11 protein-coding genes and 1 pseudogene are annotated in these 12,416 nt (G+C 71.6%); 9 read left to right on the top strand and 3 right to left on the bottom strand.

Annotated elements, in window-relative coordinates; translation table 11 throughout:
- A partial coding sequence (locus tag ACFQE5_RS11550) for an arsenate reductase/protein-tyrosine-phosphatase family protein (RefSeq protein ID WP_449301270.1) occupies positions 1 to 168 on the bottom strand: 168 nt, incomplete at its 3' end.
- Between the two features lie 111 nt (positions 169 to 279).
- The gene (locus ACFQE5_RS11545) at positions 280 to 1,380 is read right to left on the bottom strand and encodes a response regulator transcription factor (RefSeq protein ID WP_379584859.1); all 1,101 of its coding nucleotides are present in this window, start codon (positions 1,378 to 1,380) and stop codon (positions 280 to 282) included.
- Here ACFQE5_RS11545 and ACFQE5_RS11540 point away from each other — a divergent pair.
- Positions 1,345 to 2,151 carry a LuxR C-terminal-related transcriptional regulator gene (locus tag ACFQE5_RS11540; protein ID WP_379584858.1) on the top strand — a complete coding sequence of 269 codons (807 nt, stop codon included), beginning with the start codon at positions 1,345 to 1,347 and terminating at the stop codon, positions 2,149 to 2,151. The genes ACFQE5_RS11545 and ACFQE5_RS11540 overlap by 36 nt on opposite strands.
- Here the strand turns inward: ACFQE5_RS11540 and ACFQE5_RS11535 are convergent.
- Positions 2,120 to 2,743 carry a hypothetical protein gene (locus tag ACFQE5_RS11535; protein ID WP_379584857.1) on the bottom strand — a complete coding sequence of 208 codons (624 nt, stop codon included), beginning with the start codon at positions 2,741 to 2,743 and terminating at the stop codon, positions 2,120 to 2,122. The two genes, ACFQE5_RS11540 and ACFQE5_RS11535, sit on opposite strands and share 32 nt — an antisense overlap.
- A 128-nt stretch (positions 2,744 to 2,871) precedes the next feature.
- Here ACFQE5_RS11535 and ACFQE5_RS11530 point away from each other — a divergent pair, with 128 nt between their 5' ends.
- From ACFQE5_RS11530 to ACFQE5_RS11495, 8 genes and pseudogenes are all read left to right on the top strand, one after another.
- Positions 2,872 to 3,645, top strand: a complete 774-nt coding sequence (locus ACFQE5_RS11530) for a polysaccharide deacetylase family protein (protein WP_379584856.1) — start codon at positions 2,872 to 2,874, stop codon at positions 3,643 to 3,645.
- Positions 3,646 to 3,725: 80 nt separating this feature from the next.
- Positions 3,726 to 5,120: a nucleotide sugar dehydrogenase gene (locus ACFQE5_RS11525; RefSeq protein ID WP_379584855.1), complete on the top strand. Its 1,395-nt coding sequence runs from the start codon at positions 3,726 to 3,728 to the stop codon at positions 5,118 to 5,120.
- Positions 5,121 to 5,146: 26 nt separating this feature from the next.
- A complete protein-coding gene (locus ACFQE5_RS11520) occupies positions 5,147 to 6,457 on the top strand; it encodes a carboxylate--amine ligase (RefSeq protein WP_379584854.1) in 1,311 nt (436 codons plus the stop codon).
- A complete protein-coding gene (locus ACFQE5_RS11515; protein ID WP_379584853.1) occupies positions 6,450 to 7,676 on the top strand; it encodes an NAD(P)-binding domain-containing protein in 1,227 nt (408 codons plus the stop codon). Before ACFQE5_RS11520 ends, ACFQE5_RS11515 begins: the two co-directional genes overlap by 8 nt.
- Positions 7,673 to 9,019: pseudogene (locus ACFQE5_RS11510) on the top strand (sugar transferase); the annotation flags it as partial. The gene ACFQE5_RS11515 and the pseudogene ACFQE5_RS11510, both read left to right, overlap by 4 nt.
- A 58-nt stretch (positions 9,020 to 9,077) precedes the next feature.
- Entirely contained in the window at positions 9,078 to 10,247 is a 1,170-nt protein-coding gene (locus ACFQE5_RS11505) for a glycosyltransferase (protein WP_379584852.1), read from the top strand.
- A complete protein-coding gene (locus tag ACFQE5_RS11500) occupies positions 10,244 to 11,230 on the top strand; it encodes an NAD-dependent epimerase/dehydratase family protein (RefSeq protein WP_379584851.1) in 987 nt (328 codons plus the stop codon). The genes ACFQE5_RS11505 and ACFQE5_RS11500 overlap by 4 nt, the downstream gene beginning before the upstream one ends.
- A complete protein-coding gene (locus ACFQE5_RS11495; protein ID WP_379584850.1) occupies positions 11,230 to 12,414 on the top strand; it encodes a glycosyl hydrolase family 18 protein in 1,185 nt (394 codons plus the stop codon). The genes ACFQE5_RS11500 and ACFQE5_RS11495 overlap by 1 nt, the downstream gene beginning before the upstream one ends.
- The last annotated feature ends 2 nt before the right edge of the window (positions 12,415 to 12,416 follow it).

The following is a 12,416-nucleotide window of genomic DNA, read 5'->3' as shown; positions in this document are numbered from 1 at the left end:
CTGGCGGGCCACGTGGTCGACGGGGTAGCCGCGGTCGCGCAGCAGCGCGACCGCCCGCTCGTCCGCCGGGTTGCCCACGTGCCAGTCACCGGTTCCGGCGCTGATCACCGCGACCCGGTCCGCGAGCCCAGCGCGGGTCAGTTCGGCGCGGAAGACCTGCGCCGCCATCGGCGAGCGACAGATGTTGCCGGTACAGACGAACGCCACGCACAGCTTCTCTCGGGGAGCATTCACGCAGCCCAGTCTCCCCTGTGAGTGCGTAACAGTGTTCTAACACTGTTACGCACTCACGGTGGGGTTGACGAGGGAGTATCGGATGGCGAACGACGTCGCTTCCAGGCGGGAGTGGACCCCCAGCTTGGTGAGCAACCCCTGCACATGGCTGCGTACGGTGGGAACCGAGATCGTCAGCCGGGCCGCCATGGCTTTGCTGTCGAGCCCCTCCACGAGCAGTTCGAGACATTGCCACTCGCGGACCGTCAGATGCGCGGCCAGCCGGCGCGCGGCCTCGACCTCGGCGGACTCGTGGCGGACCCACGGATCCGCCGACTCGGTGGCCGTGCCACCCCCCGCGACGATGTGGATGGCGCGCAGCAGAGCGGTGACGCCATGGGTCTTGTGGACACAGCCGGCCGCACCCGCATGCAGGGCGGCGTTCGCCGTGTCCCTGCGGTCGCCCTCGGTCAGCAGGACGACCCGTGTCGACGGGCTCGCCGCCAGCACAGCGTCGACGATCCCGAGCGTCTCGGCGGTCGAGAAACGCCGATCGAGCAGGCATACGTCGGGCCGATGCGCGCGGACCTGGTCGACGGCCTGGATCGGGGAGTAGCCGACGCCGACCACGTCGAGCGCGTCACGGCTCAGGACGGTGACCAAAGATCTGACGAAGATCCGGTGGTCACTGGCGACCACGATCGTCATCGGTGGCCGGCCGAATCGCATCGAGTGGTGTCGCCCGGTGTGGCCGTCGGGCGCCGAGCGGCGAAGCTCCGAATCGACCGGATGCGGCAAAGGCCGATGAAGGTCCGACACCCTGTGCGGGCCGGGGTCGAACGCAGACTCCTGGCACCGGGACTCAATTGCCACAATTCCCCCATACCAGCAATTAGGATCTTGTTTTGGCCGGCCGACGCGGCGACGATCGGTGGTCGCCGTGACCGGCAACGCCATTGAGCTAGTCGGCTGGATCATGGAAAACGTTTCGATGTGTTTGCGGGCGGAACCTTCGATGATCCGGCGAATTGACTCGGGTGGTTCCGAACGAACGCCGGTCCACTCCTTGTTGTGTCGATCCTGGTGCATCTGTATGAGGACGGCCGGGTCCGCGTGGTTCATGCTCAGGCGATGGACGTCGTGCGGGTGGTCCTCGTCGACGATCATCGGCTGTTGACCGAGTCGTTGGCCGCGCATCTGTCGAGAGTGCCGGACATCCTGGTCGTCGGTACGTACACCCCGGGAGATCCGGGCTTGTTGGCCGCCGTCCGCCGAAGCCGGCCGGACGTCGTCGTGGTCGAGACGATGTCGGTCCGGATTCGCTCCAGGCGGATCTTGAATCGGGTGCGTATCGCCTGGCCAGAAGCGCGTCTCATCTCCTTGACCGCGGACCAGGATCTCGACGGGGCGGTGCTGGCGGCGCGGTCCGGGGTCGATGCATGGGTGTCCAAGGAATCAGGGTTGGAGGATCTTCTCGAGGCGATCCGGGAGGTCTGCCGCGGCCATGCCTGCTATCCGCCCGCGCAGCTCGGGGCGGTGCTGCGCGCGCTGCGCGAGGATGTGCGGCGGGCGCGGGAGCAGGACGGTCCGCTGGATTCGCTGACGGCCCGAGAACGCGACGTGCTGCACGGTATGGTCGAAGGCTGTTCCGCCGGGGAAATCGCCGACGCGCTGGATGTGTCCGCGCATACGATTCGTACCCATATGAACAAGGTGTTCTCGAAGATCGGAGTGCACAGCCGCCTCGAAGCCGTCAGCTTTGCACGATCGGTCGGGTTCTATCCGGACGAGGCTTTCGGTGCGGGGGCGCAGGCCAGGACACCCCGACCCGGCCGCATCTTGTCCGCAATCGGTGGGCGCAGCTTTTCCGAGGGGCCGCGGCGCGTTATTCCGGGGGCTCGGCCGGCTACCGTAAGAACGCGCCGTCAACCGAGTTGAGGTCGACGCCGACTCCGCCGAGCGCGACGTCGAACGCCTGCTGCACCATGATCCGAGGTGTGCGGCGGGTGTTCCAGCCGCCAAACGGAACCGGGGCCGGCGATTCGAGGGTGGCTGCGTAGTTCTCCAGCGTGACCGCTCCGGTGACATGGGTTTCCCACAGCGGAACGTCCGCGAATTCCGTGACGTTCCCGCCCATCACCTCGTGCCACATTCCCGCCCCGGAGTAGATCACCGGTCGGATCCCCATCGCCGTGATGCCATCGACCATGTCCCGGGTCACCCGGCAGCCGGGGTCGGTCTCGACGTCGAGCGGGAAGAACTGCACGTGATCGCGAAACCGGCCCACGGCCTGAATTCCCGCGCGCCAATGGCGCGGATCGCGGGTGTACACCGCGACCTTCAGCCCGGCGTCGATCGCCATCCGTAGCTGCGGCTGAGTGCGCGGCCACGGAAGTCCGGTTCCCCATACCGTGCTGTGCATGACATAGAGCCGGAATCCCTGCTCGTAGACCCACTCGAACCAGCGTGGGTCGGTGATCGTCGCCGTCGTGTCGAAGGCCTTGAGGGCCTGGCGGCGCGCAGTGGTCATCGCATCCCCCGATGGAGCGGGCCGGAGCTGCCATAAAGGGCGTAGCCCGGATCCCCGGAACGCGGGGAGCACCCGGGCTCGGCCAACTTTAGGGTCCGCCGCGGGGGAGCGGGCGAAAGCGGGTCGTCATGAGCGAGATGGTCGGGCGGAAATCGCGGCAGCGTACCCGGCTGCACGGGGGCCGCTGTCCGCTGATCCTGATGTACCACTCCGTCGCTCCGTATGACCATGACCCGTATCTGGTGACGGTGCGCCCGCAACGGTTCGACGAACAGCTGCGCTGGCTTCGGCGCCGTGGCCTGCGGGGTACCTCGGTCGGTGAGCTGCTGGGCGCGTTGCGCGCGGGCACCGCACGCGGCCTGGTCGGACTCACCTTCGACGACGGGTACGCCGATTTCGTCGACCACGTCCTGCCACTGTTGCGCCGGTACCGGTTCACCGCGTCGGTGTACGTGGTCGCAGGCCGGATCGGCGGGTACAACGCGTGGGACGACGCCGGGACGGCGAAGCCGCTGCTGACGGCGGAGCAGGTCGCCACGGTCGCGGCGGCGGGCATGGAGATCGGCTCGCACGGCCTGTGGCATACGTCCCTGACGTCGGGTTCCGCGGCGCAGCGTCAGACCGAACTCCTCGACAGCAGGTGGCTCCTGCAGGAGGTGTCCGGCCAGGACGTCGCCGGGTTCTGCTATCCCTACGGCGACGTCGACGCCGCGGCCGTGTCGGCGGTGCGCGCGGCAGGGTATCGGTACGCCTGCGCGATCCGGCCGTCCCGGCTCAGCGGTGTTCATGCCTTGCCCCGCACCTACATCGGTGACCGCGACCGGACGCTGCGGCTGCTGGCGAAGCGGTGCCGGCATCGGATCGGGACGGCCATGGCCATTCCCGACATGTGCGATTCGTAGCCCAGCTCGCACGAATGACCGAGGACCGCCGCTGCCTGCGGTGCGAGGGTGGGCCCGGTCCCGACACGATCGGAGGCGACGTGACGGCAGCGGCTGAACCCGACGCGAGCAACGGACGCCACCCACTGTCGCTGGCCGTCAACGGCCGAGAACGGCTACTGGAGCGGCTCCTGGTTCCGTTCCCGGTGGCGCAGGCGCACGGATCCCGAGGCCGGAGCGGGCCGCGGTCGGTCGCGGTCGTCGGACTCGGCTACGTCGGGCTCCCGACGGCGCTGGCGCTGCACGGCCGGGTGCCGATCGTCACGGGTGTCGACATCGACCGGGAACGGCTGAGGGCGATCGAGGGCGGCGACGTCGATCTCTGCGACGGCGATCGGCGGCGGCTGGCGGCGGCCACGGGCGACCAGGGGTTCCGGCTCACCACGGCCGTCGCCGCGGTGGCCGACCACGACGCCGTCATCGTCTGCGTCCCCACCCCGGTCGACGAGCGCCGCGATCCGGACCTCACTGCCTTGCGCGCCGCGTGCGACGACGTCGTCGCCCACGCCCGGAGCGGACAGACGATCATCCTCACCTCGACGAGCTTCGTCGGCACCACCCGAGAACTGCTGATCGAACCGTTCCGGCGCCGGGGGATGACGGTGGGCACGGATGTGCACGTGGCCTTCAGCCCGGAGCGGATCGACCCGGGGAACCCGGATCACGTCCAGCGGGAGACGCCTCGCGTGGTCGGTGGGGCGACCCCGGAGTGCGCATCGCAGGCCGCCCAGGTGGTCCGGCAGCTGACCGACTCGGTCTTCCTCGTGACCTCCCCGGAGGCGGCCGAACTGACCAAGCTCTACGAGAACATCTTCCGCGCCGTCAGCCTCGCCCTGGCCAACGAGGTCGCCGACATCTGCGGATTCCTGGGCCTCGACCCGATCGAGGTGACCCTCGCCGCCGGTACCAAACCCTACGGTTTCCTCGGTGCCCTCCCGGGGCCCGGGGTGGGCGGGCACTGCATCCCGTGCGATCCGCACTACCTGCTGTGGCAGCTGCGCCGGGTGGGCCGCACCGCGCCGATGATCGAGCAGGCGATGCGCGGCATCGACGACCGGCCGGACCGGGTCGTCCGGCGCGCCGCCGAGGTGCTGGCCGAGGACGGGCTGGCGGTCGCCGGCGCGAAGGTCATCGTGGTCGGAGCCGGCTACAAGGCCGGGGTGCGGGACCTGCGCGAGTCGCCGGCTCTGCCGATCCTCGCCGGGCTGGCCGCCCGCGGCGCCGACATCCACTACCACGACCCGCTGCTTCCGGTGATCACGCTGCCTGGCGGCCGGGTGCTGGTCGGCGAGCGTGACCCGGCCGCCGTCGACTGGGACCTCGTGCTGATCCACGTCGTGCATCCCGGTGTGGACATCGGGTGGGCCGCGACCTGCCGGCGGGTACTCGATGCGACCTACCTGTTCGATGCCGCCGCGCATCGCCGGGTCGTCTGAGCCGACCGGGGACGGGACGGAGCCAGATGCTTCCTGACCTCGATGTCAGCACCCCGGCCGTCGTGCTCAAGCTCGACCCCAACGTCATGCACCACGGCGGGCTCGGTGCCATTCGCAGCCTCGGTCGGCTCGGGGTGCCCGTGTACGGCGTGCACGAGGACCGGCTGGCGCCCGCCGCGGGGTCGCGGTACCTGCAGGGACGCTGGTTCTGGCGGCCTCCGGCCGAGGACCCCGAGCCGCTGGTGGCCGGGCTGCAGGTGCTCGCCGAGCGGATCGGCCGACCGGCTGTGCTCATCCCCACCGACGACGCGGGCGCAATCTTCCTGGCCGAGCACGGTGACCCGCTGCGTTCGGTGTTCCGGTTTCCCGCCCCGCCGCCCGACCTGCCCCGGCGCGTCGCCGGGAAGCTGTCGCTGCATCGGCTGTGCGCCGAGTACGGGATATCCACCCCGCCCGCGCTGGCGCCCGGCAGCCTCGGCGAGGCGAGGCGGTTCGCGGACCGGATCGGGTTCCCCGTCGTCGTCAAGCTCGCCACCCCGTGGCGCCCGGCCCGCCGCGCCACGCTGCGCAGCACGATGCTCGTCGGTACCCCCGCCGAGCTCGAGCGGGTGTACCGGGAGTCCGGGCGCGAGCCGGGTGCGGAGCTGATGCTGCAGGAGTTCATCCCCGGCGGGGCCGGCAGCGACCGGTTCTTCCACGGCTACTGCGACGCCCGGTCGGTCTGCCGCCCCGCGTTCACCGGGATCAAGGACCGGTCCTATCCACACCACGCGGGCCTCACCTGCCTCGGGCGTTCGGCCAACCTGCCGATCCTGCGGCGGACCGCGGTCGAGCTGCTGGCCAGAACCGGTTACCGGGGCATCGTCGACCTCGACTTCCGCTGGAACGCACGGGACCGCACGTACCAGCTACTGGACTTCAACCCCCGGTTGGGCGCTCAGTTCCGGCTGTTCCGCGACCAGGCCGGGGTCGACGTGGTGATCGCGGCGTACCTGGATCTGACCGGCCGGGCCGTCCCGGCGGCCGCCGCGGTGACCGGACGGCGGTTCGTGGTGGAGAACTACGACCCGATCGCCGCGATCGGCTACCGCCGGGTCGGCGAGCTCGACGTGCGCGCGTGGCTCTCGTCGGTCCGCGGCGCCGAGGAGACCGCCTGGTTCGCCCGCGACGACCTGCTGCCGTTCGGGCTGATGTGCCTGCGGATGGGGCAGCGAGTCCTCACCCGCCCGCTGCGTTGCGGCCGGTGGCGGCGTGCCGCGGGCGGACCGAGCTACCGGCCCGGACGGGCGGCGCGACGCAGGCCGCCCGCACAGCGAGGGGTGGACCGAGATGGATGACCGAATCGACGCCGCGATCGTCGGGGCGGGGCCCTACGGCCTGTCCCTGGCGGCGCACCTGCGCGCCACGGGGTTGCGGTTCCGCCAGTTCGGCCTGCCGATGCAGCTCTGGGAGCAGGCGATGCCCCGGGGGATGTACCTCAAGTCCCAGGGGTACGCCTCCAGCCTCTCCGATCCGAGCGGCCGCCTCACGCTCGGCGAGTTCTGCGCCCAGACCGGGCGCGACTATGCCGACTACGGCCTGCCGGTCGCGCTTGAGGACTTCGTCGCCTATGGCCACTGGTTCCGGGAGCGGGCGACACCCGGCCTCGAGGAGGTGCACGTCACCGGGGTGAGCGCGCGCGACGGCGGCTACGAGGTCGAGCTGGCCACGACCGAACGCGTCTGGGCCCGCGAGGTCGTCATCGCGGCCGGGGTCCAGCACTTCGCGCAGGTGCCGGACGTCCTGGCCGGGCTGCCCGCGCGGCTGTGCACGCACAGCAGCGCCCACGCCGATCTCGGCGGCTTCGGCGGCCGCGAGGTCGTCGTCGTCGGGGCGGGCCAGTCCGCCCTGGAGTCCGCCGCGCTGCTGCGCGAGCAGGGCGCGAGCGTGCACGTCGTCGCCCGCACGATCCGGCTGGTGTGGAACGGTGACCCGCTGGCGGCTCACCGATCGATCCGGCACCGGCTGCGCGAGCCGGAGGCGCCCCTCGGATCCGGCTGGGCCACCTGGTTCTACTCCTGCCAGCCGCGGCTGTACCGCAGGTTGCCGGTCGGGCGCCGGGTGCGCACCGCCCGAACCGCGTTGGGTCCGGCCGGGGCGCACTGGCTGCGGCCGCGGGTCGAGGGACGGGTGCCGGTTCTGCTCGGGCACGTGGTCGAACGGGCGGAGGCGCAGGGGAACCGGGTCCGGCTGGACCTGCGCGCTCATCACGGTGGTCGCCGGACGATCGTCGCCGATCACGTCCTCGCGGCCACCGGATACCGCCCAGACCTGAGCCGACTGTCGTTTCTCGACGACGACCTGCTGGCCCGGGTCCGGACCGTCGACGGTGCCCCGGATGTCGGGGTGGATTTCCAGTCCTCGGTCCCGGGCCTGTACTTCGCCGGTCCGGCGGTGGCCGCCGCGTTCGGCCCGGTGATGCGCTTCGTCTACGGCGCGGCCTTCGCGGCCGCCACACTCGCGCGGCGGCTCGCCCCGGCCGCGTGGTCGGCCGAGGCGGCGAGTGCGGCGAGATGAGCGCTCCCGCGCAGGCCCGGGACGTCGTCCCGGCCGGGTTCCGCCTCGGGGTCCGCACCGCCGGCCCGGGGCGGTCCGGCTGGGCTGTGATCCCGGCCGGGGACGTGCTGGCGTTGGCGGCGGCGGTCACCGGGTTCGGTCGATCGGTGCCGGGCGCCGGCATCGCCGCGGCGGGGTACGCGGCGCTGGTCCTCGGCCTGCTCGCCGCGGATGGGCGGCATCGGCTGCCGATCTGCCCGCGGGTCTCCACCCAGGTGCCGCGGATCCTGGCCGGCCACGGGATCGGGCTGCTGGTGGTGGCTCCGTGGTGGGGAGCGGTCGAGGCGGTGTGGCTGGCGTTGGTCTGTGCCGCCGCGGTCGTGGTCCTTCGGTGTGTGACGTATGCGGCGCTGCGGGCGGCGCGCCGGTGCGGGTGGCTCGTGGAGCCGACGGTGCTGGTCGGCTCGGGTCCCACCGCGGCGGAGCTGGCCCGGCTGCTCGGGGCGCATCCGGAGCTGGGACTGGCCCTGCGAGGGTTCCTCGACGCTCGCCCGGGGCAGCCGGACGGGCCGGCGCTGCCGCGGCTCGGGAGCATCGCCGAGCTGACCGAGGTGGTCGTCCGGCAGCGGATCACGCGGATCATCATCTGCGACCCGGGCGGGGCGGGACCCGAACTCGTTTCGCAGCTGCGGGCGGCCCGGCCGTGGCCGGCAGACGTGTGTGTGGTGCCGCGGGTACCCGAGCTGGGGATGGCGGTGCCGCGCGGCTGCCTGGACGAGCTCTGGGGCATCCCCCTCATCCCGCTGCGTCGCCACGGCTGCCGCCGAGTCGGCCTGCTCGTCAAGCGCGGGGCAGACCTGGTGGGCGCCGCCGTGCTGCTCGTCGTCCTGGCGCCGGTGCTGGTGGGGACGGCGCTCGCGGTCCGGCTCGGCAGCGGTGGGCCCGTCCTGTTCCGTCAGCGGCGCGTCGTCGGGCGCGACGGCTGCGCCGAGGTGATCAAGTTTCGCAGTCTGGTGGACGATCCGGACGCCGACACCCGTTGGACGATCGATCCCGGACAGTGCCTCCGGTACGGCCGCTGGATCCGGGCCGTGCACCTGGACGAGCTGCCGCAGCTCTACAACGTCCTGCGCGGACAGATGTCGCTCGTCGGGCCGCGGCCGGAGCGGCCGTACTTCGCCGCCCGGTTCGCCAGGGACGTACCCGGCTACGCGGACCGCCATCGGATGCGGGCCGGCCTCACCGGCTGGGCGCAGGTGCACGGGCTGCACGGCGATACATCCATTGTGGATCGTGCCCGGTTCGACAACCAGTACATCGAGTACTGGTCGCCGTGGCTGGACCTGGTGGCCCTGGCGCGCACGCTGCCCGCGGTGGGTTCGTCCGCGCTGCGGATCCGGCCACGTGACCTGGCGAGGAGGAATGGTGAAGGTCCTGCATGTGATCACCGGGCTCGGTGTCGGCGGAGCGGAGCTTCAGCTCCGCTCGTTGCTGCGGCACACGCGGCACAGCGCCGATGTGGTGACGCTCTACAACCCCGGTCCGGTCGCGGACATGATCGCGCGCGACGGGATCCGGGTCCGGGACCTCGCGATGACCCGCAACACCGAGCTCCCGGCGCTGTTCCGGCTTCGTGACCTGATCGCCCAGGACGACTACGACGTCGTCCACACCCACCTGTACCGGTCCTGCGTCTACGGCCGGGCCGCCGCGCGCCTCGCGGGCACCCCGGTGATCGTGGCGACCGAGCACTCCATCGGTGAGACCCACCTGGAGCGCCGCAGGATGACCGTCGCCGTGCGCGCCCTCTATCTGGCGACCGGGCTGTGCGGTGACGCGACGATCGCCGTCTCCGACACGGTCCGGGACCGGCTGGTGCGGTGGGGCGTCCCCGAACGGACAGTGCAGGTCATCCCGAACGGGGTGGATCTCGATCGGGTCGCCTTCGATGCCGAAGCCAGGGTCCGGGTCAGGCGCGAGTTCGCCGTTGCCGAGCATGACTACGTCGTCGGCGTGCTGGGCAGGCTCGACCCCAACAAGCGGTTCGACCTCGTCATCGAGGCCGTCGCGCCGCTGATGGCCGGGCCGGTGCGGCTGCTCGTGGTCGGCGACGGGCCGCAGCGCAGGCAGCTGGAGTCGGTCGCGGCGCGGCACGGTGTCACCGACCGGGTGACGTTCGCCGGTGAGCGACACGACGTGGCCGCCGTGCTGTCCGCCATGGACCTGTTCGTCGCGTCCTCGGCGCAGGAGACGTTCGGGCTCTCGGTGCTGGAGGCGATGGCCAACGGCCTGCTGGCCCTCTACACCACCTGCCCCGCGCTCACCGACGTCGCCACCGACCGGGCCCGCCGGGTGCCCGGCGACATCCCCGGGTTGCGGGCGGAGATCGCTCGCGAGGTGGCAACCGGGCCCCGCCCGCGTGGGGCGGGGACGGCGATCCGGGAGCGATACGGCATGCCCGCGGTGGCCGGCCGGATCGATGACCTCTACGAACGGCTCATGGCGGCCGGCCGGTCTCCCCGCCGGCGGCGGGGACGGCGGGCCGCCCGGCCACGAGCCGCAGGGGCCCAGACGATCGGGCTTGCGCGATGACGGCCCTGGTCACCGGCGGCTGCGGGTTCATCGGCTCGCATCTGGTCGAACATCTGCTCGCTCGGGGCGGGGACGTCATCGTGCTGGACGATCTCAGCACCGGCCGCCGGGCGAACCTGGACGCCGTCCGCGACCACCCGAGGCTGCGGTTCGTAGCCGGGTCGATCCTGGACCGCCCGCTCGTCGAACGCCTCGTCGGTCAGTCCGGCGTCGTGTTCCACCTCGCGGCCGCCGTCGGCGCCTTCGTCATCCGCGATCGCACGGCCGAGAGCCTGCGAATCAACATCCACGGCACCGAGAACGTCGTCGAGGCCGCGACGGCCTCCGGCGCGCGACTGCTGGTCGCCTCCAGCAGCGAGGTGTACGGGAAGAACACCCGGCTCGGGCTGCGCGAGGACGACGACCGCATCGTCGGCTCCCCCCTCACCCACCGGTGGAGCTACTCGGAGGCCAAGGCGGTCGACGAGAGCCTGGTCCACTCCCATGTCCGGACGGCCGGTCTGCGAGCCACGATCGTCCGCCTGTTCAACACCGTCGGGCCCCGGCAGTCCGGGCGGTACGGCATGGTGGTCCCGCGCTTCGTGACCCAGGCGCTCGCCGGGGAACCGCTGACGGTGTTCGGCCCGGGTACCCAGATCCGCTGCTTCTGCCATGTGGCCGACGTCGTCCCGGCGCTGGCCGCGCTCGCGATGACCGACCGCGCCTGTGGCGTCGCGGTCAACCTGGGGAGCTGCGAGCAGGTCTCGATGAACCAGCTCGCCCGGCGGGTCCGCCAGCTCGCCGGGTCGACCAGCCCGATCGTCCGCCTGAGCTACCAGCAGGCCTACGGACCGGGCTACGAGGATCTGCAGCGGCGGGTCCCGGACTGCACCCGTGCGCGACAGCTGATCGGGTTCCGGCCTCGGTACACCCTCGACGACATCATCCGGTCGGTGATCGCGGACCGGATGCCGGCGAACCGGGCAGCGACAGCGGTCTCGTGATGGGCCGGACCTCGATCCCCGGGCAGGCCGCCGCGGCGGCCGTGCGGCCGCTGCCGACAACCCGGCAGCCGCGCCGCGGCCGCCGGCCCAGGTGGCGCGGCGGACTCTGGCTGATCATCCTGTGCCTCGGCGCCATCGTGATCATCCTGGTCGCGTTGCTGCGGCCGACGGCTCGTCCGCCGATGCTGGCGGTGGCCGCGCTGCCGTACTGGAACCTCACCGGCGGCAGCGGTGTCGTGCTCGCCAACCGGCAGGACTTCAACGAGGTCTCGCCCTGGATGTACGGGCTGGCCCGCGACGGTTCGATCGTCGTGCAGTACCCGCCCGCCGAGTCGGCCCGGCTGAACGCCTCCCTGCGCGAGCTGCGCACTGCCGGGATGCCCATCGTTCCCACCCTCGCGAACGTCACGAACGGCAGTTTCAGCTACGAGCCGGTGGCGGCGATCCTGCACGACCCGGCGGTCATGGCCCGTCACATCGCCGACATCACGGACCTGGTGCGCCACGGCGACTACGCCGGGATCGACATCGACTACGAGAACCTGCGGGCGGGTGATCGGGACGCGTTCACCACGTTTGTGACCCGCCTCGCCGACGCGCTGCACGCGCACGGCAAGACCCTGTCCGTCGCGGTTTTCGCGAAGTCCACCGACGCCGGCTACGACGAGCGCAATGTCGCGCAGGACTATGCCGCGATCGGCGCGGTCGCCGACGAGGTGCGCCTCATGGCCTACGACTATCACTGGTCGACCTCGCCGCCCGGCCCGGTCGCGCCGATCGGGTGGGTGCGCGACGTGCTGGCCTACGCCACGACCCAGATTCCCGCCGACAAGCTCCTGCTCGGGGTCTCACTGTCCGGTTACGACTGGGCGAACGGCCGTGGCGAGACCGTGAGCTGGCTGCAGTGTTTCGGCCGGGCTCGCCAGTACCAGGTACCGGTCGCGTACGACGTCACGGCCCAGGCGCCGTGGTTCCGTTACGTCGATTCGACCGGCCGGGCCCACGAGGTGTGGTTCGAGAACGCCGAGAGCGCCACCGCGAAGTTCGCGGCGGCGCGCGGCGCCGGGATCCGCGGTGTGTTCCTGTGGATGTTCGGTGCGGAGGACGAACGTGTCTGGTCGGCGCTGCACGAAGCGCTGCCCGTGCAACCCCTCGACGACGGCGGGGAGGGGGCGCACCGGTGATG

This window comes from Pseudonocardia hispaniensis, assembly GCF_042658695.1.
GTDB classification, from domain to species: domain Bacteria; phylum Actinomycetota; class Actinomycetes; order Mycobacteriales; family Pseudonocardiaceae; genus Pseudonocardia; species Pseudonocardia hispaniensis.
The sequence above is the reverse complement of the archived record's forward strand: the minus strand, read 5'-3'. Positions and strand labels throughout refer to the sequence as shown.